Below are 24295 nucleotides of genomic sequence, written 5' to 3'. Positions count from 1 at the left end.
GACGGTCGGTGGAAGTCAGTGCATACTTGTTTGTTGAATTACGATCCGGAGCATCTCCTGGTGTGAATCAGGAGACGGTGAACAGCCGTTATGGATACAAGTGGCACAGCTGTTGTTGTGCAACAAGGGTGGTACCGCGATAAGACCTCGTCCCTTTTTTGGGGAGAGGTCTTTTTTGTGTTTTCCGACGTAAGCGCCCCACGCAGCCACAGTAGGAGAATGGAGGAGACACTATGGATTTGTTACAGGATTTACAAAACCGTGGACTGATCAATCAGATTACGGATGAAGAAGGTTTGAAAAAGCATTTGGAAGAGAAACAGGTGACGTTGTACACCGGGTTTGACCCGACAGCTGATTCTCTTCATATCGGTCACCTGCTTCCGATCTTGACGCTGAAGCGATTCCAGCAGGCGGGACACCGCCCAATCGCTCTTGTCGGTGGGGGGACAGGTATGATCGGAGACCCGAGCGGCCGTTCGACCGAGCGTCAATTGAACAGTGAGGAAGTCGTTCTCGGTTACAGCGAATCTATTAAAAATCAGCTTGCGAAGATTCTTAACTTTGATGAAGGGGAGAACGCAGCTGTTGCTCGCAACAATCATGAATGGCTTGCTCAAATTTCCATTATTGATTTCCTTCGTGACACAGGGAAGCATTTCGGAATCAACTACATGCTTGCCAAAGATTCCGTAGAGTCCAGAATCGAAAACGGCATCAGTTTCACGGAGTTCACCTACATGATACTGCAATCTCTTGACTTTAAAGTGCTTCATGAGAAAGAGAATGTCACATTACAGGTCGGAGGCAGCGATCAGTGGGGCAACATTACTGCAGGATTGGAACTGCTCCGTCGTACGGCTGCCGGAGAGAAGGAGATAGAAGCTTACGGATTGACGATTCCGCTGATGACAAAGGCGGACGGGACGAAGTTCGGGAAGACGGCTGGTGGAGCTGTTTGGCTGGATCCGAAGAAAACGAGCCCTTACGAGTTTTACCAGTTCTGGATCAACAGTGATGATCGCGATGTAATCCGTTTCTTGAAATCTTTCACTTTCCTGTCTATGGATGAAATTGCAGAACTGGAGAAAGAAGTGCAGGAGCACCCGGAGAAGCGCACGGCACAGCGGCGCCTAGCAGAAGAAGTGACGAAGCTCGTCCATGACGAAGAGGCATTGAAGCAGGCGGAGCGTATTACCGAAGCTTTGTTCAGCGGAGATATCAAAGCGTTGACTGGTACAGAAATCGAGCAGGGATTCAAGGATGTACCTGCCTACACTTCTGAGGTTAAAGATCCGCAGCTTCTTGATTTGCTTGTGGATGCGGGCATCGCTTCTTCCAAGCGTCAGGCACGTGAAGATATCGGTAACGGTGCGATTTATATCAATGGAGAGCGTAACCAGGATTTGAAGCATGCGATCGGGGAAGCGGATCGTATCGAAGACAAATTTACGATTATCCGCCGCGGGAAGAAGAAATATTTCTTAATCCGTTTCGAAGGATAAATGATGAAACTCCCGGCCGTCAGGTCGGGAGTTTTTTTCATTAAAAGGCGGGGAGTTTAGGGTATAAAAAAGAGCAGCGCCGGAAATCCGGTGCTGCTCTTTTTGGTATCCGTTAATCTATTAACGGGAGTAGAATTCAACGATAAGTGCTTCGTTGATTTCAGAAGGAAGCTCAGAACGCTCAGGGAAGCGAGTGTAAGTTCCTTCACGCTTGTCCGCGTCGAAAGTAAGATATTCTGGTACGAAGTTGTTCACTTCGATAGCCTCTTCGACAACGTTAAGCTTTTGAGATTTTTCGCGAAGTGTGATCACTTGACCAGGAGCTACGCGGTAAGATGGGATATCAACGCGACCACCATCAACAACAACGTGACCGTGAGTTACAAGCTGACGCGCTTGGTTGCGTGTACGAGCAAGACCGAGACGGTACACAAGGTTATCTAAACGGGATTCAAGAAGGATCATGAAGTTTTCACCGTGGATCCCTTTCATGTTACCAGCCTCTTCGAACATGCGGCGGAATTGACGCTCAGTCAAGCCGTACATGAAACGAAGCTTCTGCTTCTCTTGAAGTTGAAGACCGTATTCAGATATTTTTCTACGTTGGTTTGGGCCGTGTTGTCCAGGAGCGTAAGGGCGCTTTTCTAGCTCCTTACCAGTTCCGCTTAAAGAAATGCCATAGCGACGTGATTTTTTCCAGGTTGGACCTGTATATCGTGCCATAGGAATTTCCTCCTTTTTTATTTTATTTTGCATAAAATAAAAACAGTGTGTCCCTCGTTCCACTGCTCATTATGTTTTCATGCACCTTCGCCCCAGCAGCAGAGAGTTACGCGATGCACCTCGTAGTAGAGGAACAAAATGATAACAATGACGGTTCACATAGGCTGCCATTTATTTTACACAACGACCATTATAATTTTATTTCGACAGGAAGTCAAGAGGATATCGCTGAATTTCGGACCGTATGAGGAGAGATTTATGCGAGGATAGGAAAACATTTGAAATTTGCGCACTCAAACTATTTATTGTGATAAAAGTAGTGGTAAAATATAACTAATACATTCGGAGGAAGTAAGGTGAACTTAAATGATAATTGATTCACAGTTGGATGATCAATTGATTCCGTTGCAGAGCCGGTTGTTTCAAATGGCCGTTGCTGGTAAAACCAAAACCTTTGAGCGGTTTGTCCAGGCAATGGCTGGAGAGATGAAACGATTTTTGCGTGCGGATTATGGAGCAATTTATTATTGGGATGACTGGAAAGGCCGTTATCGCCTTCATGTAGAACCGAATGCAGAGCCGCTTGCGATACGAACGGATTTTTCCAAGGAAGAGGTGGAAGATGAGGACGGGCAAATGAAATCCAGGGAATTTCTTGCGGAATGGGTTGTATCCGAACCGGAGTTTTCCTTCTCCATCATTCCTTTGCAAACAGAAGATCACCTCCATGGTTTTATCGTAATCGGAGTGCGGGGGGCTGGAATGCCGGAACGGAAACGGGAAGAGCGGTTGTCCGGAGAGGTACTGAAATGCCTGAAGCAGGTCGAGGATTACTATGAGGTTTATGAAGAACGTTGTAAATACGAACTGCTGTATAAAGTAACCTCCCATTTTCATTCTTCCATTGATACGGACGGAGTTCTCAGTGAGATTGTCGCTACCCTGCGTAAAGTATATCCGGAATTCTCTTATAACCTGCTGCTTTCCCAGGATTATACGACCAAGTCCGACCTTCCCGTACAGGAACTGCGTTACGATAAGGAAGCCGGTTCAGAGGCAAGCACGCAGGCGTATCTGACTGGCGAACTTCAAATAGAAGACCGGCTGCAGGAGGGACGTTCTTTTCTTTATGCTCCCCTGAAGGGCAAGCAGGGGGTGTATGGAGTGCTGCAGGTAGCAGCTCCTGACTATCTGTATTTTCCAAAGAAAGACATTGAATTCTTTTTATTGATTGCAAATACGGCAGGGAACGCTCTGGAGAATGCGAAGCTTTATCAACAGTCCCGTAAGCTGAATAATGACTTGAAATTAATCAACGCCACCTCCAAAAAATTGAATTCCAATATCCGATTGAATGAGAAAATCTCTTATATATCAGAAGAAATTGAATCCTCTTTCCAGGCGGATGAAGTGGGATTTGCTACTTTCCTTGAAGGGGGAGGCTATCAGGTGCTTGAGGGCAGTTCCAGCTATTTTACCATGAATGACCCGCAGGATTTCCTTGAGGAAGTCGAACGTGTCATAGTGGAAGAGAGTGGTCCTTTATTCATCAGTGATGTAACAACGATGAACACCCCCATTTCCTCAGATTTCCGATCAGTAATGGCTGTTCCGATGACAGACCATGATCACATCAGCGGGCTCGCCGTCGTCATGCACAGGGAACCATGTATATTTTCTTTCGAGTCGTTCAAACTGTTGAAATCGCTTGTCCATCATTCCACACTAGCTTTTGCGAATTCTATTCTTCGGGAAGAACTGGAGCAGACGGTCGTTACGGATTATTTAACGAAATTAAGTTCAAGAATCCACTTGGACCAAAAAGTAGCAGCACATATAGAGAAGGATGACAGCGGACACTTCCTTTTATTTGACATTGACGATTTTAAAGCGGTTAACGATACCTACGGCCATCAGATCGGGGATGAGGTGATCTGTCAAGTGGCGAGGATCATTAAGCGCTGCACAGCTGACGTCGGTGTGGCTGCCAGATGGGGCGGAGAAGAGTTGGCTTTGTATGTTCCGGATTTGACTGCTCAGGAAGCCTATGATTATGCAGAAACGATCAGAGTGGAAGTGGAAGAGCATACGCGTCCATCCGTGACGGTTTCGTGCGGAATTGCTTCGTGGAAGAAAAGCGGTCAAGCTCCTGGGCAGAAGCAGTTAGTCCAAGTAGCCGATGCTGCTTTGTATAAGGGGAAGGAAATGGGGAAAAACGTGATCATTCATCAGCATATCCAACCATAATACAAAGAAAAGCCGCCTGTTACGGCGGCTTTTCTTCTTATTCATTAAAGGAACTGTTGAAGTGTTTCAACAAAGTTTGTTAACTTCTCTTCGTCCACTTCATCAAATCTGTCTTCAGACGGGCTGTCTATATCAAGGACCCCATAGACCTCCCCATCTTTGTAAATAGGAACAACGATCTCAGAACGGGAGGCGGCATCACAAGCGATATGACCAGGGAAAGCATGGACGTCAGCGATTCGCTGCACTTTGCCTTCGGATACAGCAGTCCCGCAGACCCCTTTGGCCGCCGGAATTCTGACACAGGCAGGAAGGCCTTGGAACGGCCCTAATACAAGTTGGTCCTCTTTCCACAGGTAAAATCCAACCCAGTTCACATCCTCAAGGAATTGGTTGAGAAGAGAAGAAGCATTGGCTAAGTTGGCAATTGCGTCGGATTCATCCTCAATTAATGCTTTTAATTGTTTGTTTAATAGATCATAATTTTCCTGCTTCGTTCCAGTGTACATAGATGTTTGAAACACAATATTACCTCCATATTCAATAGATTCGACAAAATCAAGGAGCGATCTGTCGGGATTTGGTGCACGATTACCGGCAGGAATAACCACAAAGGTGGAGAATTTATTCCCAGAGGGGGAAAAGCAATGAACCGACAGAATGTAACTCGTGACAAAGTCTTAGATGTCGCCTGCCGTCTTTTCTACAGCAACGGTTTCCATGGCACCTCTGTACGCGATATAGCCAAGGCGGCCGATGTCAATGTCTCGTTAATCCATTATTACTTCAAAAGTAAACAAGGTCTGTTTGAATCTCTCGCCGTCAGTTATTTCGAACCTTACTTGGAAATGCTGGAAAGCGAGCAGCCCTCTGCTGCTGAGAATAACATGAATGAATTAGTGAAAAAAATTCTACATTATAAGCAATCCCATTATCAACTATCTTGTTTGCTGTACAGAGAATTATCGTTGAATACTGTATTTGCACGGGAGATGCTTGTGACGTATCTTGCGAAGGAAAATCATTTGTTCAGCCAGCTTTTATTCAGCAAGAGCTCACAAATGGGCATCACTTTTAAGGAAAAAATCTGCCTCCTTCAGTGGAAGGGTTTATTAAATGCTCCCTTTATGATGCCGCAGGAGTTTAAAGACCCGTTCATTACAGAAGCTTCTATCGACCACTTCGTCCGTGTGTATAGTGAGCTTATGGAAGAACGTAAGTCCGTCCAGATGATCTCTAACGTGTAAGAAGCTGGGTTGAAATGTCCGACAGTCCCTGGCCGAGAGCAGTGGCTTGGTGTGCGTCAGATCCATATATAAGAGGTATTCCCATAGCATAGGCCTTTCTTGCGATCTCCACCGGCGGATAGGTCTCTTTGCAATGGGCCTTTTTCAACCCGGCGCCGTTATAGTCAAGCGTCATGGCGCAATCTTTAACAACATGTAGAACGTGGGAAGACAGAGTTTCCCATCCTTCAGGGGCGGGATACAGCTCCTGAAACTTTTTCACCAACGTCATATGACCGATTCGTCCGGGCTTCCATGGCCCTAAATCAGCCCTTACAGAATCAATCAAACGCTGGTTGTATGCCGCATACAGCTGTTGGAGATCTCCAAAGTCCTTAACGGCTTCTTGAAACATTTCCGGACTGTAATCAATACAGTACCAGCCTTGACTGCCTTTGAGGAAGTGGACGGATAATATGCTGTCATCGAGAGAAGGCCCGTACGTATCCAGCAGAGCTGTCGTTTCTGACTCATGCCCTTTTATATAATCGATTTCCAGCCCCTTTTGCACCAGTATATCTCCACTGTATTCATTTTTCACTACATCAACCGCATGTAAATAGGCCTCTAAATCTTCCAATTTCATACCGCTGTCTTTTTCCGGAACAGGATCCTGGAAGGTAGCGGGGAGAGGGGCGTGTTCCGTGAATGTCATGGATTGATAGCCTAGTTCGATTGCCTGCTCCACGTACATTTTTAAGCTGTCAGATGTACCGTGAGGGCAGTAAGGGGAGTGAATATGTCCATCTTTCATAAGTGGTTTCTCCTTTGTGATAGAATTTTTTGTCAATAAGTAGATATTTTTGAAATAATTTAGCCAAAAAGTTGATTTACATGGTATCATTATAAACAATAAAAACATATATCGGAACGTAATTAATCCGTTGTACAGTCAGGGTAAGGAGGCTATTTATGAAGTTCGTCATAGGGGCTATATTACTACTAGTGGCATTTTTCATCATAGGGATGATCTGGCGGAAAAGAGTCTATGATGAAGTAGATCGCCTGGAGAGTTGGAAGATGGAAATCATGAACCGTCGAGTGAGCGAAGAGTTATCCAAGGTTAAGAACTTGAACCTCTCCGGTGAAACGCAGGAGAAGTTCGAAGCGTGGCGCGAGCGCTGGGATCGGATCCTCACCGTAGAACTGCCAAGCTTGGAAGAAGACCTTTTTGATGCCGAGGAAGCTGCTGACCGCTATCGGTACAGAAAAGTGAAAACGACCATTCAGCAGACGGAGAGGAAGCTGATCTCTGTCGAGGAAGATATCGACGGTATGCTGCAGGAACTGGAAAATCTCCTTGACTCAGAGAAACAGAGCAGGCAGGAGATTGAAGCGATTGAACCGGAATTAAAAGAGCTGACGAAAATCCTGATTCAAAACAGGCACCAGTACGGAAAGGCTGTACGGATCTTTGAAGAGCGTGTCGATGCTCTTAAAGAAAAATTAGCTGAGTTCGAGCGTTTAACGGAACAAGGGAATTATTTGGAGGCAAACGCTCTCGTGCAAAGTGCGCGTGAAGAGATTTCCGCACTTCAGGAAGATGTTGAATCCTTCCCGGATCGTTTTAAGAAGGTAAAGACGGAACTTCCGGGGCAGTTGAAAGAATTGAAGAGTGGAATGGAAGATATGAAAGCCGATGGATATCGAATTGAACATTTCGATTTTCTCCCGGAAGTCCACGACTATGAGAGCCTTCTCGCGGACAAGTTAGTGAAAATGGAGCAAGCAGACCAGTCAGGTGTAGAAGAAACGGTTGTAGAGATAGAATCAAGAATTCAAGAGATGTATCAGCTTTTGGAAAGTGAAGCGGTAGCACATCATCATGTAGAGAAGCAGTTCCTTCCCCTTAAAAATCAGCTGGAAGACCTAGAACGAGTCATCGTTTCCACCGAAAATGAGCTGGATGAGATGCAGACAACTTACCAGCTGGAAGATGGAGATACGGAAACATATCGCGGGCTGAAGCATGCTTTTAGTCAGCTTGCTAAGAAGATGATGAGCATTGATTATAAGAGGGATGACGGGGAAACAGCTTTCGTTGAACTTCGTGATGAGTTGAAGCAGGTTCAGGAGCAGTTGAAGGAGTTGAAAGAGCAGCATGAATCCTTTGATGAACGGGTCCAAACGCTTCGTAAAGATGAACGTGAGGCGAAGCAGAAACTCGGCAGGATGGAAGATCTGCTCCTGGAGACACATCGACGCTTGAAGCGGAGCAATATACCTGGAATACCGACGTCTATTTATGCAGATATGAAGGCTGCAAGTGAGAAGATCGATGAGGTCTTTCTGAATCTTGAACAACAGCCGTTGGATATGCCGCTCGTTCTTGAGAAGCTGGAGGAGGCAGTCCAGATGACAGAACGATTAAATGAAGATGCCGAGTCGGTGATGGAGAAAGCTGCATTGGCTGAACGTGTGATTCAATACGGCAACCGCTACAGAAGCAAATACCCGCTCCTCGCTGCCAAGCTGCTGGAAGCGGAAGAGAAGTTCCGAACGTATCATTACGAAGAAGCTTTGAACGAGGCTGCGAGAGCAGTGAAAGAGGTCGATCCTCAGGCAATGGCTAAAATCGACGCGGAAGAAGAAGTGATGGTTTAGGATGTGGAGCCTATGAAAGAGAAGTGGTTGGCTGCCGGACTGGGCGCCGGAATGTGCCTCGTTTGGTTCGGTGTTCTGGCTGTTTATCTTTGGATGCCTGAAAGCGCAGATGATAGGACAGCGAGCAATCACAGCATGCATGCACCGCAAATGAAGGATAAAGCGGTCAGCTCTCAAGAGCTTGCCCGGCGGTATGTAAGTTCCGGCGAGGAGGCGGTCGAGCACAACACCGTCCTCGGAAAACAGATGCTCACGAAAGAGTGGACAGAAGATATGCAGAAAGACGGTAAGGTCAGTATCGATACAGTATTGAACTCATTGGAACTGCAAGTTTCTGTTGCAGATAACAGTTGACGAAGCACCTGCTGAAGCGGGTGCTTTTATTTTGTGGTGATGGGATGATACGGTGCAGCGGTTTTCATTACCCTGAGATTATGGTACAATTATGGACTGCAATTTGATAAAAAGGAGTCAATTCCCATGATTTATTTAGACAATAGCGCGACTACTCATCCACTGCCGGATGTATTGGATAGTTATCGGAAAGTAGCAGATCAATACTACGCTAATCCGTCCTCTGTCCACCGTTTTGGTAGTGAAACCGAACGTCTGCTCCATCATTCCAGGAAGCAGGCCGCTTCTCTCCTGGGAATAGGGGAGAACGAAGTTGTTTTCACTTCAGGCGGCACGGAAGGCAACAATATGGCGGTCAAAGGTATAGCGCTTCAACACCAGGCTCGTGGAAGACACCTGGTCACTTCGAAGGTTGAACACCCTTCTGTATTGGAAGCATTCCGTTCCTTGGAATCTTTGGGTTTTGACGTTACTTATATAAATGTAGGGCGGGACGGGAAGGTTAACGTGCAGGAACTGAAAGAGAGCCTGCGGTCCGATACAATTCTAGTCAGTATTATGTCTGTGAACAATGAGCTTGGAACAGTGCAGCCGATAAAAGAAATAGGAGCCTTGCTTAAGGATCGTCCGAAAACGTTCTTCCACGTCGATCATGTTCAGGGGCTGGGCAAGGTAGATATGCCTATACAGCAATGGGGGATTGACCTTTGTACGGTTTCCGGACATAAGATCCATGGTTTGAAAGGGACCGGTGCCCTTGTGGTGAGGAGTCATGTCACTCTCTTTCCACTCCTCCATGGTGGGAGTCAGGAGGTGGAATTCCGGGCTGGAACCGAGAACCTTCCAGGAATCGTATCCTTTGTAAAGGCATTAAGATTGTTGATGGAAGACCGGGACAGTAAATCGGAACGGCTTTCCTTGTTGAGAACGAAGATCGTTAATGAGCTCTCCAAAAGGGATGACTGCAAGGTGAATTCCCCGGAGGATGGTGCTCCACACATTATTAATTTTTCCATCCCGGGATTCAAGCCGGAAGTAGTGATCCATGCTCTCGGCGAACAGGATATATTTATATCCACTAAGTCAGCCTGTTCTTCCAAGCAGCCGGACGTTAGTGCGGTGTTAAAAGCGTGCAACATGGATTATGAACGGACGACATCGGCTTTACGGGTAAGTTTAAGTTATTTGAATACATTGCAGGAAGTGGAAACGTTTTTGACAGCATTATTTACTACGATAGATAAATTAAAAGCAACGATGAGGTGAGCATCCATGAACTTTGATCGGATTATGATTCGGTACGGAGAGATGGCGTTAAAAGGAAAGAACAAGCGGGCATTTGAACAGAAGCTCCAAAGGAATTTAATCAGCAAGTTGAAAGATTTTCGTGTGACTAGAATAGAGAAGACGCAGGGGCGTATGTATGTTCTATTGAACGGTGCTGACCCCCAGGAAGTGATGCAGGCCTGTCAACAGGTCTTCGGCATCCACAGCTTAAGTTTCGCCGTGAAAGTCGAGAAGGATGAAGAACAGTTAAAAGAAGCTGTCCTCCTTGCTTTCCAAGATGCAGAAAATGCGAGTACATTCAAGATCTCATCCAAAAGGACGGATAAGACCTTTCCGATTCCCTCTCAGGAGCTTAATCCGCTCCTGGGTGGTCATATTCTAAGAAATACAGAAGGTGTCACCGTGGATGTGCGAGACCCGGATGTGGATATTAAAGTAGAAGTCCGCCATGAAGGAGCGTATATTACAGCCCAGGTGTATCCTGGGGCTGGAGGTTTGCCTGTAGGAACGACAGGGAAAAGTTTGTTGATGCTGTCTGGAGGAATTGACAGCCCGGTTTCCGGGTACCTGACGATGAAGCGTGGAGTAGCTATCGACGCGATTCATTTCCACTCCCCTCCATATACCAGTGATCGAGCTAAACAAAAGGTGATTGAACTTGCACAGGAACTATCCAAATTCGGGACAAACATCAAGATACATGTGATTCCTTTCACTGCTATCCAACAGAAAATTCAACGCGAGATGCCACAAGGATACAGTATGACAATCATGCGTAGAATGATGATGCGGATCAGTGAGAGGGTGGCCGAGCAGAATAATATTCTTTCTATCACGACAGGAGAGAGTCTTGGTCAGGTCGCGAGTCAGACGATGGAGAGCATGAGTGCTATTAATGAGGTGACGAATTATCCTGTTATTCGTCCGCTCGTAGCGATGGACAAACTCGAAATCATAGACATTGCACGAAAAATAGGCACGTATGATATCTCCATCCGTCCATTTGAAGATTGTTGTACCGTCTTTGTACCGAAAGCACCAAAGACGAAACCGAATCGCCAGAAGGCGAATTATTATGAATCGAATGTCGACTTCACAGAAGATATTGATAAAGCTCTCACCGAGTCTTATGTCATAGATACAGCTCAATATAAGCATGAGGAATTGGAAGAATTCGATGAACTATTTTGACCTCTGCACCTTCCCCCGCTTCTGTAAAGCGGGGGTTATTATAAGGGGGGAGTTCTCGTTTTCTTCCGGGACGATATAGATAGTAATAGAACAGGAGGAGTGATCTGATGGAACTTTGGTATGGTGGGAAAATCTATACGATGGAACAAGAAGGCGAATGGGTGGAAGCCGTTATTAGTCATAATGGCGTTATCGTTGCAGCTGGCGATACGCAGGATCTTTATGGATCGTATCAAGACAAGATTGAGACAGAGCACGATTTGAAAGGTGCGGTTATGTATCCTGGATTCACGGACAGCCACCTTCATATTATCGGTCACGGGGAAAGATTAATGCGGCTTGATCTTTCATTTATGAAGTCGGCGGAAGAAGTGAAGCAAGCGTTGAAGCTTCACTCGGAGCAGGTACCGGCAGGAGAATGGATCATCGGTGATGGTTGGAACGAAAACCAGTGGGAAGACAAACGAATTATACATAGAGACGAGCTGGATGAGGTTTCTTCGGATCACCCGATCATGTTAACGCGTGTTTGCAGGCATGCGTTACTTGCTAATTCGTATGCCATGGATACGGCCGGCGTCGATGACAAGACTCCTGATCCTCAGGGGGGTGTCATCGTCCGGGATAAGGACGGAAAGGCGACCGGGTATTTTCACGATCAAGCGCAGGAGCTGATTAAAGGAGCTATGCCTGCAGTCAGCCCTGAATATTTAAAGAAGGCAACACAGCTTGCTGTAAGTGATATGCATGCGAATGGTCTGGTTGGTGGTCACAGTGAAGATTTGAACTATTACGGAGGCTTCCGTAAAACGTTCGATGCTTTCCTTCACGTTATCGATGGGGAGGAAACAAAATTCCGCGCTCACCTGCTTATTCATCACGGCGTCATTGAACAGGTGGATGGAGAGAATCTCGGCTTTAAAAAAGGGACAGACTTCGTGGAGCTTGGTGCGTTGAAGATCTTTTCAGACGGTGCTCTCGGTGGCAGAACGGCATGGCTCAAGGAAGAGTACGCAGATGATCCCGGAAATTACGGAGTAGCCATCCATTCGGAACAAGAGTTGGATGGATTGGTGGCAGAAGCAAGAAAGCGGTCCATGCCTGTTGCCGTTCACGCTATCGGGGACGGAGCTGTGGAAGCTGTAGTCGACGCTATTGCGCGTAACCCGCTGAAGACAGGAGAAAGAGATCGGATTATCCATGCTCAAATTTTAGATGCTGCAATCATTGAGAAGATGAAGTCATTGAATGTCGTCCTTGATTTACAACCGACTTTCGTTTCCTCGGACTTTCCGTGGGTGATCGATCGTCTTGGAAACCTGCGTATGAAGACTTCGTATGCTTGGAAGACCTTGATTAATGCAGGAATCAAATGTGCCGGCGGCTCGGATGCACCGATTGAAGAGATCAACCCCTTGCTTGGGATTCGAGCAGCAGTGGATCGCCGCGCGACTTATGATCACGAGGTTTATCAAACCGAAGAAAGGCTATCTGTATATGAAGCGGTCTCTTTATATACGAAGGGCAGTGCCCAGGCCATTCATAAAGAAAATAGTCAGGGAATGATTGCGAAGGGTTTTGTAGCGGATTTCACCATTCTTGATAGAGACCTGTTCGCATTGAAACCGCATGAGTTGGCGGACGCGAACGTAATGATGACGGTCGTTGACGGGGAGATCATGTATCAAAGGTGACGAAAAAAATAATCAGATAAGAAAAGAACGATCAGGGATTTCTGATCGTTCTTTTTTCTGTGGTCAATCTAGGAACGTGCGTTTGACGCGGTCCCAATAGGTATTATTTTTCAGTTTCACTGTTTTAACAACTTTATCGCTTAAACTTACGGTAATGTCTTGAATGTTGCGAATCGAGAATGCTTCGTTGTCCATGCCGATAATCGGAAAATCGTTCCCGTCCTGGCGTACATCCAGCCGCAAGGTTCTTTCCCCGCTGAGGATAAATGAGGAGCCTAAGGTGCGGTAGCGGTTGTTGTTTAAAGAAGCAAGCTCGCTGATTTGGAAACAGGGAAGTTTCGGATCGACGACCGCTCCTTTTGTCGATTTATTGTATCCTGTACTGCCGGTAGGGGTAGCGATGATCAGCCCGTCTCCTCGAAATGTTTCAAAGTGTAGATCGTCGATGTGAACATCAATAACAATCGATTTAATAAGTGTGGAACGTACGCTGCACTCATTGAGGCAAAGGAACGTCGATTCATCATTGACGGTCGTTTCAATGAGAGGAAACCTTCTTACTTCCACTTCCGAGTTCTTCATAGAAGCAATCATTTCGTCGTGATCGTCGATGTGAAAGTCACAGTACAAACCAGCTTCGCTCTTCGTACGAATCCCTACATAAAGACAATCCTGACGGAAGCCCGTTTTCCTGACCGCCTGAAGGAAATTGCCGTCTCCCCCGACAGAAATGATGATGTTGGCGTCTTTGGAATCTTCCACGATATGAAAGGCGTTGTCTCTCGCCAACTGGAACAGTTTCTCCAGTTTATCTGTTAATTCTTCCTTTTTATGATAATAAAAATAGAGATTTCTTCTTTGATCAGTCATGGAACTTCCTCCTTCTATGTAGTAACCTTGCCTATATTTTATCATTTCATTCTTGAAAACGTACACAATTTTCGCGCAAATCCGTAAAGTTTCTCATTGTTGAATTGCCGGCCATATTTCGATATGGTTGATATAGACAACCATGAAAGTGGATACGTTGGTAGAAGGGAGGCGCACTTTTCTCGATCGTTGAAAGAAGGTGCGCCGATTTTCTGTGAAAACTCTTGATAGTTAAGGAGAATGATGATGAAGCAAGCACAAGTGGAGAAACTGTTTCAATGGGTAGATGATACGGCTACGACCATTTCTGAAGATATGAACATTACGTACCTTGAAGCCATTGCGGAAACAATGGACGTCCTTTTCAATGGCAAACCCTTCGATGATATGGGGGACAGTCTGCAAACCTTTCTTACCAATGAATTGGTGAAGGTGAAAAAAGAGGATTTTGAAAAAGAGGAAGTCCGCAAAGCGGTCCAACTAGCCATTTTGAAAGGGATGAAAGGTGCTACCCAGCAGCAGCATTTAATTACCCCTGACTCTGTAGCAATGTTCCTCGGGTACCTTGCTACAAAGTTATTTGATGGGGAAGAAGCATTAAAGCTGTTTGACCCGGCCGCAGGTAGCGGGAACCTTCTTACATCCGTCATGAATCAGCTCGGTATGCCTTTGACGGCTTATGCCAGTGAAGTGGATCCTACATTGGTCCAACTGGCTGTCGCTAATGCCAACCTTCAGGAGAATGAAATTGAGTTTTTCCACCAGGACAGTCTCAAACCTTTCTTAATGGAACCGGTCGATCTTGTGTTAGCAGATCTGCCTGTCGGATATTATCCGGATGATGTTAACGCAGAAAGGTTCGAACTCCAAGCGGAGGAGGGCCACTCCTATGCCCATCACCTATTTATCGAGCAGGGAATGAGCTATACAAAAGACGGCGGCTATCTCATGTTCATCGTTCCAAACTTCCTGTTTGACAGCGATCAGTCCAAATCCCTGAACGCCTATCTGCGTGAACATGCCCATATCGTCGGGATGCTGCAACTGTCTGATTCCTTATTCAAAGACGAAAAACACGGAAAGAGCATCCTTATTCTTCAGAAGAAAGGGAAAGAAACCAAAGCACCGAAGCAGGCATTGCTTGCGAAGCTGCCTTCCTTCAAGAATCCGAACGCCATGGCGGATATCCTCTCTCAGATGAACGGGTGGTTTGATGCTTATAAAGCCGGAGAATTGTGAGAAAATAATGAATATATGAAGTAAACGTTATCATCACGTAACCGCCTTGAAATTGGCAGGATCGGGTGATTAAATAGTAATGGTAGAAAGTTACGAACCTAAATTTAAGGGGTTGAGCAACATTGAGTAATAACATTCTTGCTATTAACGCAGGTAGCTCATCATTGAAGTTCCAATTGATTGAAATGCCTGAAGAGAAAGTCATCACTGTCGGCCTTGTTGAGCGTATCGGGCTGGATGATGCGATTTTCTCTATTGAATTCAATGGGGAAAAAGATAAAACGGTCACGAATATTCCTGACCACGAAGAAGCAGTTAAGATTCTTCTAAATAAATTGACAGCCAACGGTATCATTAAATCATTGGATGAAATTAACGGTGTTGGTCACCGAGTTGTTCACGGTGGAGAGCGTTTTAACGAGTCCATTCTGATCACAGATGAAATCGTTAAGGAAATTGAAGATATTTCTGATTTGGCTCCACTTCATAACCCGGCAAACCTGACGGGGATTAAGGCGTTCCGTGAAGTACTTCCAAACGTGCCTCACGTAGCTGTATTCGATACGGCGTTCCACCAGTCTATGCCGGAGCAATCGTTCCTTTACAGCCTTCCTTACGAATACTATGAAGATTACGGCATTCGTAAGTACGGGTTCCATGGAACTTCTCACAAATACGTATCCGAGCGTGCCGCAGAGATGATCGGTCGTCCTGTTGAGGAACTTCGCCTGCTTTCCTGTCACTTAGGTAACGGGGCAAGTATTGCCGCTATCGAAGGCGGGAAATCCATCGATACATCTATGGGCTTCACTCCGCTTGCAGGGGTGACGATGGGAACGCGTTCCGGTAACATCGACCCTGCCTTGATTCCGTTTATTATGGAAAAGACAGGTAAAACTGCGGATGAAGTCATGAACGTCCTGAACAAGGAAAGTGGCCTGCTGGGACTTTCCGGTGTATCCAGCGACCTTCGTGATGTGGAGAAGCGTGCGAATGCAGGAGACGAGCGTGCAGAAATGGCGCTGGAAGTATTCGTTACCCGTATCCATAAATATATCGGCTCTTACGCTGCGCGTATGCATGGAGTAGACGGAATCATTTTCACTGCCGGTGTTGGAGAAAATAGTATTACGATGCGCGAACGTATCCTGAAAGGGCTGGAATTCATGGGCGTATACTGGGATCCATCCTTAAACCAGACACGTTCGGAAGCTTTCGTTAACTATCCACACTCACCAGTAAAAGTCATGGTCATTCCTACGAACGAGGAAGTCATGATTGCACGTGACACGGTTGAAAAAGGTCTATAATGTTTTTTCGCAACGGTCCTTCTATGACTAGAAGAGCCGTTGCTTTTTTTTATCCTTTAGGTCTACAATAAATGGAAAGTAGTGAAAATACAGGGGGTGTCGTCGTGTCCTATAACCGAATTTCTTCTGAACTGGATAGTTGGCTTGCCCAATATGAACAATATCAACCTAATGATTTTGAGAGTATCTATGACGAGTGGATCCGTCAGAGCTTCTTATCGCTGAATCCGGTTGTGCGCAGGAAGTTCTTTACGCAGCTGGATACTTGGTTCTTTCACACGCATGCCTTTCTTCAAGGTACCTCTTATCAGCATGAAGCGAGGGAGCGCATTCTGACCGTGGGGCGTGTATTCGATGAAAATATTGAACGCGTTTCTGACATGAAGGAGCGGCTTACCGTTGACCAGCTGACGTATATCGCTGAACAGCAAACGACACGAGGCCGTTTTTATTCTTTCGCGCAAGGTGGGTTGACCGGGACCGGGGGATGGCTTTTTTTAGGAGTGGATTATCCACTCATGATGTTCATGAACCTTCGGGCGGTTCAATTAATTGGATTGACATTCGGTCATGAAATGAATCATCCGTATGAAATGATGGTCTCCCTTAAGGTCTTCCATGCAGCCACGCTGCCCAAACGGTTGAAGGCGGCCGCCTGGGACGATCTTGTGAAAGAAATAAAAAGCAAGGAACATCCTTACATTTACGAGGGAAATGACAGCCTGACGGATGAGGGATGGCTGGAGCAGCCGTTAAAACAATGTTTTAAGTCCTTGTTCATCCTCATGTTCCGTAAAAAGCTGATCCAGGGTCTTCCGTTCATCAGTATTGCAATCGGCGCATATTCCAATTTTCACTTGACGAAGCAGGTGACGGAGTTTGCGATGAAGTTCTATCAATACAGATTTATTCTGGAGAAGGAGGAGGATTGAAGATGGCGGTACATGAACATAGGAGAAAAACGGAAGAATCTATCCGTTGCCTTGTGCTCACCGTAAGTGATACGAGAGATGAGCGAACGGATAAAAGTGGGAAGTTGATCATGAAAGGACTGGAAGAGGCAGGACATGTTACTTCTGACTATGGAATCGTGAAGGATGAAAAAGGAGCGATCGCTTCCTGGATTCATAAAGGCGTGGAAGAGGCTTCCATCGATGTCATTCTTTTGAACGGGGGGACCGGAATTGCCGGGCGCGATGTGACGGTGGAGGTCGTGGATGGATTGCTTGATAAGGGGATGCCGGGATTCGGAGAGATATTCCGGATGCTCAGCTTTACGGATGATATCGGTTCCGCCGCCATCTTGTCCCGTGCAACGGCGGGAGTTATCAAGCGAACAGCGGTCTTTGCGATGCCTGGTTCGACAGGTGCTGTGAAGCTTGCAATGGAACGCCTGATTCTTCCTGAGTTAAATCACGTGGTAAATGAGTTGAAGAAAGATACATAAGGAAAAGAGACCGGTCTACTACCGGTCTCTTTTGTCTATTTTTTATCTTCATCTGCCCGTACCACCAGTACGTCACATTTTGCATACCGAGTAATATGTTCGGAAACACTACCGATGAAAAACCTTTCCATGGCATTCAATCCTGTAGCGCCGCATATAATTAAGTCCGCATGAAATTTGGGAGCGACATCTTTGGCAATCTTCACCTTTGGTGATCCGTATTCAATATGGACGACTACATTGGTTACACCGGATTTCAATGCTTTTTCCCGATATTCTTCCAAAAGCTCGGACGCATACTTTTCTGCTCGGATCGCCAATGATCTGTCATAGGCCTCCACAGTCGCAAAAGCCCTTGTATCTACAACATGGGACAAAACGAGATTTGCATCATTCCTATTTGCGATGTCGATCGCTTTTTTAAATGCCACCTCTGCCGTTTCCGATCCATCCACTGCAACCACAATATCTTTATATTCAAACGTCATGCCTTGATGCCCCCTTCCTTGTAATTATTTTCATTATATCACGCAGGAAGCTTCTCTAGACCATTCTTCCATGTATAAAAATGTGAATTTTGCGAACATTATTTACCGAGGTGATAAAGGTGAAGAAAAAACCGATCAATCCATTGGAACGCGAGAATGAAAGACAGCAGGAAGAGACGGCGCCACTTAATGAAACGTATCAATCGGGTAGAAAAGGTAAATAAACAGAAACAATCCCCCGCACTTTAGTTGCGGGGGATTTATCTCTGTCAGCAAAAGGGTACAGAGTAGGAAAGAGAAATTTCAACCTGCTCGGAAGCATTAACAATGATGGGATGGGGGTATTTATAGTAAAGTAAAAGGTAAGCACCTGTTAAAGGTAAGGTGCCCCGCAAAAGATATCCCCTGCTGGAAAGAACTCTGTAAGCAGTGCGATCAGGGTTCACAAACATTTTACTCATCCCCTGAGTCGAAGTCATATAAATGGCTTACATAGAACGTTTTGACGGAAGAGGAGGAAGGAATATGGTTAGGAGACACGCAGTCATTACAGCAGGAACGAAAGGGTTGGGGCGGAAAGTCACAGAAAAGATGCTGGAGAACGGTCATAGTGTGACAGTCACTTATTTAAATGACACAGAAAAAGCCGAATCGTTACGGAATGACTTTAAAGAATGGGAAGAGAGAATACAACTGATTCGGGCTGATGTTACGCATAAAGAAGATGTAAAGTCTGTTATTCAGGAAGCGTTTAGTCAATTCGGAAGAATCGATTTTCTAATCAATAATGCAGGTCCATATATTTTTGAGCGAAAGAAATTGATGGATTATTCAGAGGCAGAGTGGGATGCTATGATCAGAGGGAATCTTGATGCTGTCTTCTATTTGATGAAAGAAGCGGTTCCGCACATGAGGAATCAAGGATTCGGTCGAATTATAAATTATGGTTTTCAAGGTGCGAATGCAGCATCTGGGTGGATTTATCGTTCTGCATTTGCTGCAGCAAAAGTCGGACTTGTTTCTTTAACAAAGACCATCGCCTTTGAAGAAGCGGAATACGGCATCACATCCAATATGATTTGTCCCGGTAACATTGTGGGAGAATGGAAGGAAGCTTCTATAAAAGAAAGCAGGAAAGTTTCGGATGAAGAAACACCGATCGGCAGACCGGGTACAGGAGAAGATATAGCCAGAACCATTGATTTTCTCTGCAGGGAAGATTCAGATATGATTACAGGATCCATTTACGAAGTGACTGGGGGTTTAGATGTCATTCACCGACATCGGTAAGAAAGGGGAAGTATTTAATTTAGACAGGAGGTTCGATCTTTATGAAGATCGGAATACCAAAAGAGACGAAGAATAATGAGAACCGGATTGCAATGACTCCTGCTGGTGTCGTCAGTTTGACAGGAGCGGGTCACGACGTTTACGTCGAGACAGGAGCAGGGTATGGCTCAAGCTTCACGGATGAACAGTTCCAGGAAGCAGGTGCGACGATCGTCCCGTCTGCAAAAGAAGCATGGGATCAGGAAATGGTGATGAAGGTGAAAGAGCCTCTGCCTGCAGAGTATCATTATTTCAGGGAAGGCCTTATCTTGTTCACCTACCTGCATTTGGCGCCGGAACCGGAGCTGACTCGTGCTTTAATGGACAGCAAGGTCATTTCCATCGCTTACGAGACTGTCCAGCTTGCAAACGGCTCCCTCCCTTTACTGACTCCGATGAGTGAGGTTGCAGGAAGAATGGCTTCCCAAATCGGTGCTCAGTTTCTTGAGAAATCCCACGGAGGCAAGGGCATTCTCTTAAGTGGAATACCAGGAGTCCCAAGGGGCCGGGTGACGGTTATCGGAGGAGGCGTAGTCGGCACGAATGCTGCCAAAATCGCCCTTGGTCTGGGAGCGGATGTAACCATTATTGATGTCAATCCCGAGCGCCTTCGCCAATTGGATGATATATTCGGGGATTCAATTCAGACACTCATGTCCAATCCACTGAACATCCAGGAATCCCTGGCAGTGTCCGATTTAGTCATTGGAGCTGTATTAATTCCCGGAGCGAAAGCCCCTAAGCTGGTAACGGAGGAAATGGTTAAGGCGATGCCGGAAGGGTCGGTAATCGTTGATGTAGCTATCGACCAAGGTGGTATTTTCGCGACGACGGATCGAATTACGACACATGACGATCCAACCTATCTAAAGCACGGCGTGCTGCATTATGCCGTTGCGAACATGCCTGGAGCAGTTCCCAGAACATCTACAATCGGGTTGACGAACGTCACGGTTCCCTATGCGCTCCAACTGGCAGGTAAGGGATATTTGCAGGCCTTGAGAGAGAATGAAGCGTTGAAGAAGGGCCTGCATACAGTGGATGGATATCTTACTTATAAAGCCGTAGCTGACTCCCAGGGGTTGGAGTATACGCCGCCAGAGGATCTATTGCATGCATAATAAAAAAGAAGCAGGGAATTTACCATTCCCTGCTTCTTTTTTTACGCTGATTTGTGAAAGTTCTCCGCCTTTGTCTCTTTCTTCTCTTGTTGTTTCCGAAAAATTGTCGCAATGATCGGTCCGGAAATGTTATGCCATACGCTGAAGATGGCACTAGGTACAGCTGCAAGTGGACTGAAGTGGACAGCTGCGAGCGATGCTCCGAGTCCGGAATTCTGCATTCCGACTTCAATAGCGATGGCGCGTTTTTGAGGTGCTTTCATGCGGAACAGCTTGCCAAGCCCGTAACCTGCCGCGTACCCGAGTATATTGTGAAGAAAAACAATAGCAAAAATGACAGCTCCGGTTTGAGCGATTTGTGCTTGGTTGACGCTCACGACCGCACCGACAATGGCTACGATGCTGACGACAGATACGAGCGGCAGTGCTTTAACCCCCGCTTCCACCTTCTCTTTCAAAACAGCCTTCACTACCAATCCCAGCAGAATAGGTACGAGTACCACCTTTACAATGGATATAAATAAGTCAGACGCCGATACGGACAGCCACTGGCTTGCGAAGACCCAGATTAAAAACGGAGTCAGGAATGGTGCCAGCAGCGTCGATACAGAGGTGACGGCTACAGAAAGTGCGGTATCCCCCTTGGATAAATAAGTCATGACGTTGGAGGAAGTACCTCCAGGACAGCATCCGACGAGGATGACTCCTACCGCAATTTCCGGAGAAACAGGAAGAATGTTTACAAGTAGGAATGCAAGGATCGGCATGAGTACAAACTGAGCCCCGACTCCGATGACAACGTCTTTGGGACGCTTGAACACTTCTTGGAAGTCCTTTTTGGAGAGGGTCAGCCCCATTCCGAACATGATGATTCCGAGAAGCGGAACGATATAAGGAGCGATCCATGTGAAACCGGAAGGCAGAAAAAAGGATAATGCCGCAAATAAAACGACCCAGAGGGCGAAGGTACTGCTTACGAATTGACTTGCTTTTGCTAATGCTCTCATTTAATGTCAGCTCCTCAAGTAGAAATATATTTTCTGATTATACTCTCTTTTCAGAAAAAACAAAGGTTGAAGAAGGGGAAAAAAACGAAAAAAAAATGAAGAGCAGTTATTGATTTAGATAAAGACGGAAATACGATAAAATATTTAGAAAGAGTGAAACCTTTGAAACGTTCATTCGTACGTATAGTACACAGGAGCAAAGCAAGAAGGAGAGGTGAGGATTTGGGTTTCTTTTCAAGGCTTTTTTCAAAAACAGAAAAACAGCAATCAAGCGTAGAAGAAAGAACGGTCTTAAACATACAGGTCGGGGATATCATCACCTACGATTTGGCAGACTATGAAGTAGTAGGTAAAATCACGTATAGAGATGGATCATATGAATGGTTCTCTTATCAACTTCTCGAAGGGGATACGACCAAATGGCTCGCTGCTGAAATGGATGATGAATTGGAACTGGGGATCTATGAAACCGTTCAGATGCCCGTTCAAATGCCTTACCCGAAGCAGCTGACACACGAGGGGAAGACTTTCTATAAGGACGAGGAAGGCGAAGCGCGTGTCACCGGTGAAGGAAGAAGTAAAAACATAAACGGAAGGACGACGAGGTATGCGGAGTATGTTTCGGAAGATGAGGAGACTTACTTGAGTCTGGAGTCCTGGGGCAGCGAAGTGGAAGCAAGTACAGGATATGATATTGAACCATACGAAATAAAAATTATTGCAGGTTCGAAATAATAAGGAGGAACTAGAATGTTTAAATTTTTCAAGCGAGTGAAAACAGTGGTTGGATCGGAATTGAATGCGATGTTGGATAAAGCAGAAGACCCGGTGAAAATGCTGGATCAGTTCATGCGCGATATGGAGAACGATATTCGGGAAGCCGAGAGTGCTGTAGCCAAGCAGATTGCGAACGAGAAAATGTTAAAGCGTAAGTACGATGACTCTCAGGCATTAGCTGATAAGCGGATGAAGCAGGCGGAAAAAGCGCTGGAAGCAGGTAACGAAGATTTGGCACGACGCGCTTTAGAAGATAAGAACAACCACCAGGAACAAGCAGAGCAGTTGAAAGCTTCCTGGGAACGTGCGCAGCAGGATGCCAATACGCTTAGAGAAAAGCTCGATGACATGAAGAAAGAATATCAGGAAATGAAATTGAAGAAAGACTCACTGAAAGCACGTGCAGAATCGGCGAAGACAAGGACAAAGATGAACCGTACGATGTCCAGTATCGGAGGGGACGAATCACGTCAGGGATTTGAGCGTATGGAAGAGAAGGTCATGCAGTTTGAGGCGGAGGCGGAAACGAGCGATGACATGACATCTGCCAGCCGTTCTCTTGATGATGAATTCGAAGCGCTTGATGATAAGGGTAATGTGGATAGCGAACTCGAAGCCTTGAAGCGTAAAATGAATAAAGAATAAGACAGAACGTGCCTAACTGAATCTTAGTTAGGCACGGCTGTTTTTTGTGAAAGGAGGAGATAGGGTGAAGAATTATACCGGTCTCATCTTCATTGGTATCATCGCACTTGCTGTCATTATTAATCTTTTTAACAGCGGGGATGCACAAAGAGGGATGTCGGGGTCTGTTGCCGAAAGTACTTATGAGAACCTTCCTGAAGAACCGGATCGTTCGGAAATTCTGGAAGATATTGAAAATTCGGATGCGCAGTCTGCAGAAGTATTGATTCGAAACAATTTTCCTTTATTGGATGTAGTGAATACGGATCAAGGTACGTCAGAGGTGTATGCGACCCGCCAATTATCCTTGCCGGAAACAGCAGATGCCTTGTCAGAAGCGATTCCCCCGGAGGAAATTAGTGAAAGGCAGGATGGGAAACAGGTTCTTGTATATGATGATGACTTTGTCATCATACAAGAGAGTGAAGAAGAACCAGGGGTTGTAACCATGGAAATAGCTTCCGATGAGTTCGTAAGGAATAATTACTCACCGAGCTTCTTCAATGGATTATTCGCCGGATACCTTCTTAATCGGATGCTGGGTTCAAATAATTGGTATGATCAGCGCCGTTCTTCCTGTCAGGCAGCTGGAGATTGTTATGGCGGTTATGGAAGCTACAATTCTGGTTCCGGCGCCGGATCAATCAGAAGTTCGAATAATCGCGGGGGCGGCCCCGGAGTAGGGAAATAAAAGGAGGCAGATATAAATGGAGCCATTTTTAATTACACTGGGTTACTTTGCAATTGCCATTGCAGTCGTAGTCATAGGGTTAGTCATCTTTGAATGGATGACCAGACAATACAAGGACTGGGATGAAGTGAAAGAGGGAAATCAAGCAGTGGCGTTGTCCATTGCTGGAAAAGTGATCGGAATCTGTATCGTTCTTTCGTTCGCTATTTATCACAGCCTTACTGTATGGGATACGTTGATATGGGGAGCGTTCGGTGTCGTATTGCAAATGGTCGCATATGTGTTATTCGAGCTTTTCACTAGAAAGTTCTCTGTAGAGACGCAGTTGAAGAATAATAATACGGCAGTGGGGATCATTTCTGTAGGGGTCTCCATAGGACTGGCGCTTGTCATTGGAGCTTCGATTACATAAGGGAGCGCTGACTTTCCACCCAGGAATCC

The 24295-nt window shown here is 45.9% G+C and carries 24 protein-coding genes and 1 other annotated feature (1 of these 25 cut by a window edge); of the genes, 18 read left to right on the top strand and 6 right to left on the bottom strand.

Going from position 1 to position 24295, the window contains the following annotated elements; translation table 11 throughout:
- Positions 1 to 158, top strand: a binding site (T-box leader) (it extends 52 nt beyond the left edge of the window).
- 75 nt (positions 159 to 233) lie between these two features.
- On the top strand, positions 234 to 1505 hold the full coding sequence (tyrS, locus tag QRD89_RS13150; protein ID WP_008635421.1) for a tyrosine--tRNA ligase: 1272 nt from the start codon (positions 234 to 236) through the stop codon (positions 1503 to 1505).
- 120 nt (positions 1506 to 1625) lie between these two features.
- On the opposite strand, the gene rpsD is transcribed toward tyrS, so the two are convergent.
- On the bottom strand, positions 1626 to 2228 hold the full coding sequence (gene rpsD, locus QRD89_RS13145) for a 30S ribosomal protein S4 (protein WP_008635420.1): 603 nt from the start codon (positions 2226 to 2228) through the stop codon (positions 1626 to 1628).
- Positions 2229 to 2594: 366 nt separating this feature from the next.
- On the opposite strand from rpsD, the gene QRD89_RS13140 reads away from it, so the two are divergent.
- A complete protein-coding gene (locus QRD89_RS13140; protein WP_286095422.1) occupies positions 2595 to 4475 on the top strand; it encodes a sensor domain-containing diguanylate cyclase in 1881 nt (626 codons plus the stop codon).
- Between the two features lie 44 nt (positions 4476 to 4519).
- On the opposite strand, the gene msrC is transcribed toward QRD89_RS13140, so the two are convergent.
- Positions 4520 to 4999, bottom strand: a complete 480-nt coding sequence (gene msrC, locus QRD89_RS13135; protein ID WP_008635418.1) for a free L-methionine (R)-S-oxide reductase MsrC — start codon at positions 4997 to 4999, stop codon at positions 4520 to 4522.
- 123 nt (positions 5000 to 5122) lie between these two features.
- Here msrC and refZ point away from each other — a divergent pair, with 123 nt between their 5' ends.
- Positions 5123 to 5722 (top strand): forespore capture DNA-binding protein RefZ, encoded by a 600-nt coding sequence (refZ, locus tag QRD89_RS13130; RefSeq protein WP_286095421.1) that lies wholly within the window; start codon positions 5123 to 5125, stop codon positions 5720 to 5722.
- Here the strand turns inward: refZ and hisJ are convergent.
- Complete coding sequence (gene hisJ / locus QRD89_RS13125) at positions 5712 to 6515, bottom strand: histidinol-phosphatase HisJ (protein WP_286095420.1); 804 nt, start codon at positions 6513 to 6515, stop codon at positions 5712 to 5714. The genes refZ and hisJ overlap by 11 nt on opposite strands.
- Before the next feature lie 158 nt (positions 6516 to 6673).
- Here hisJ and ezrA point away from each other — a divergent pair, with 158 nt between their 5' ends.
- From ezrA to QRD89_RS13100, 5 genes are all read left to right on the top strand, one after another.
- On the top strand, positions 6674 to 8365 hold the full coding sequence (gene ezrA, locus QRD89_RS13120; RefSeq protein ID WP_286095419.1) for a septation ring formation regulator EzrA: 1692 nt from the start codon (positions 6674 to 6676) through the stop codon (positions 8363 to 8365).
- A 12-nt stretch (positions 8366 to 8377) separates the two neighbouring features.
- Positions 8378 to 8719 carry a hypothetical protein gene (locus QRD89_RS13115; protein ID WP_008635400.1) on the top strand — a complete coding sequence of 114 codons (342 nt, stop codon included), beginning with the start codon at positions 8378 to 8380 and terminating at the stop codon, positions 8717 to 8719.
- 126 nt (positions 8720 to 8845) lie between these two features.
- Positions 8846 to 9985, top strand: coding sequence for a cysteine desulfurase family protein (locus tag QRD89_RS13110; RefSeq protein ID WP_008635399.1), 1140 nt, complete (start codon positions 8846 to 8848; stop codon positions 9983 to 9985).
- A gap of 6 nt (positions 9986 to 9991) precedes the next feature.
- The gene (thiI, locus tag QRD89_RS13105; RefSeq protein WP_286095417.1) at positions 9992 to 11197 is read left to right on the top strand and encodes a tRNA uracil 4-sulfurtransferase ThiI; all 1206 of its coding nucleotides are present in this window, start codon (positions 9992 to 9994) and stop codon (positions 11195 to 11197) included.
- A gap of 107 nt (positions 11198 to 11304) precedes the next feature.
- Positions 11305 to 12891, top strand: coding sequence for an amidohydrolase (locus QRD89_RS13100; RefSeq protein WP_286095416.1), 1587 nt, complete (start codon positions 11305 to 11307; stop codon positions 12889 to 12891).
- Between the two features lie 63 nt (positions 12892 to 12954).
- On the opposite strand, the gene QRD89_RS13095 is transcribed toward QRD89_RS13100, so the two are convergent.
- A complete protein-coding gene (locus QRD89_RS13095) occupies positions 12955 to 13761 on the bottom strand; it encodes an NAD kinase (protein ID WP_008635394.1) in 807 nt (268 codons plus the stop codon).
- Positions 13762 to 14007: 246 nt separating this feature from the next.
- Here QRD89_RS13095 and QRD89_RS13090 point away from each other — a divergent pair, with 246 nt between their 5' ends.
- The 4 genes from QRD89_RS13090 to QRD89_RS13075 all read left to right on the top strand — a co-directional run bounded on the left by QRD89_RS13090 (position 14008) and on the right by QRD89_RS13075 (position 17757).
- Positions 14008 to 15000 carry a class I SAM-dependent methyltransferase gene (locus QRD89_RS13090; protein WP_008635392.1) on the top strand — a complete coding sequence of 331 codons (993 nt, stop codon included), beginning with the start codon at positions 14008 to 14010 and terminating at the stop codon, positions 14998 to 15000.
- Positions 15001 to 15122: 122 nt separating this feature from the next.
- Positions 15123 to 16310 carry an acetate kinase gene (locus tag QRD89_RS13085; protein WP_026577097.1) on the top strand — a complete coding sequence of 396 codons (1188 nt, stop codon included), beginning with the start codon at positions 15123 to 15125 and terminating at the stop codon, positions 16308 to 16310.
- Between the two features lie 104 nt (positions 16311 to 16414).
- Positions 16415 to 17242, top strand: a complete 828-nt coding sequence (locus tag QRD89_RS13080) for an EcsC family protein (RefSeq protein ID WP_286095415.1) — start codon at positions 16415 to 16417, stop codon at positions 17240 to 17242.
- A gap of 2 nt (positions 17243 to 17244) precedes the next feature.
- Positions 17245 to 17757, top strand: a complete 513-nt coding sequence (locus tag QRD89_RS13075; protein WP_286095414.1) for a MogA/MoaB family molybdenum cofactor biosynthesis protein — start codon at positions 17245 to 17247, stop codon at positions 17755 to 17757.
- A gap of 35 nt (positions 17758 to 17792) precedes the next feature.
- On the opposite strand, the gene QRD89_RS13070 is transcribed toward QRD89_RS13075, so the two are convergent.
- Entirely contained in the window at positions 17793 to 18245 is a 453-nt protein-coding gene (locus QRD89_RS13070; protein ID WP_008635381.1) for a universal stress protein, read from the bottom strand.
- A 525-nt stretch (positions 18246 to 18770) separates the two neighbouring features.
- Here QRD89_RS13070 and QRD89_RS13065 point away from each other — a divergent pair.
- On the top strand, positions 18771 to 19535 hold the full coding sequence (locus tag QRD89_RS13065) for an SDR family oxidoreductase (RefSeq protein ID WP_008635379.1): 765 nt from the start codon (positions 18771 to 18773) through the stop codon (positions 19533 to 19535).
- Between the two features lie 41 nt (positions 19536 to 19576).
- The gene (gene ald, locus QRD89_RS13060; protein ID WP_026577099.1) at positions 19577 to 20695 is read left to right on the top strand and encodes an alanine dehydrogenase; all 1119 of its coding nucleotides are present in this window, start codon (positions 19577 to 19579) and stop codon (positions 20693 to 20695) included.
- A gap of 41 nt (positions 20696 to 20736) precedes the next feature.
- Here the strand turns inward: ald and QRD89_RS13055 are convergent, their stop codons facing one another.
- Positions 20737 to 21702: a bile acid:sodium symporter family protein gene (locus QRD89_RS13055; protein WP_286095413.1), complete on the bottom strand. Its 966-nt coding sequence runs from the start codon at positions 21700 to 21702 to the stop codon at positions 20737 to 20739.
- 222 nt (positions 21703 to 21924) lie between these two features.
- Here QRD89_RS13055 and QRD89_RS13050 point away from each other — a divergent pair, with 222 nt between their 5' ends.
- The 4 genes from QRD89_RS13050 to QRD89_RS13035 all read left to right on the top strand — a co-directional run bounded on the left by QRD89_RS13050 (position 21925) and on the right by QRD89_RS13035 (position 24266).
- A complete protein-coding gene (locus tag QRD89_RS13050; protein ID WP_286095412.1) occupies positions 21925 to 22437 on the top strand; it encodes a DUF4178 domain-containing protein in 513 nt (170 codons plus the stop codon).
- A 15-nt stretch (positions 22438 to 22452) separates the two neighbouring features.
- Complete coding sequence (locus tag QRD89_RS13045) at positions 22453 to 23124, top strand: PspA/IM30 family protein (protein ID WP_008635361.1); 672 nt, start codon at positions 22453 to 22455, stop codon at positions 23122 to 23124.
- 64 nt (positions 23125 to 23188) lie between these two features.
- Positions 23189 to 23854, top strand: a complete 666-nt coding sequence (locus tag QRD89_RS13040) for a DUF4247 domain-containing protein (protein ID WP_008635356.1) — start codon at positions 23189 to 23191, stop codon at positions 23852 to 23854.
- A gap of 16 nt (positions 23855 to 23870) precedes the next feature.
- A complete protein-coding gene (locus QRD89_RS13035) occupies positions 23871 to 24266 on the top strand; it encodes a DUF350 domain-containing protein (RefSeq protein ID WP_008635354.1) in 396 nt (131 codons plus the stop codon).
- The last annotated feature ends 29 nt before the right edge of the window (positions 24267 to 24295 follow it).

This window comes from Halobacillus sp. ACCC02827, from assembly GCF_030291935.1.
Classification (GTDB): Bacteria; Bacillota; Bacilli; order Bacillales; family Halobacillaceae; genus Halobacillus.
Note: the sequence above shows the minus strand (reverse complement) of the source record. Positions and strands in the feature narration are given on the sequence as shown.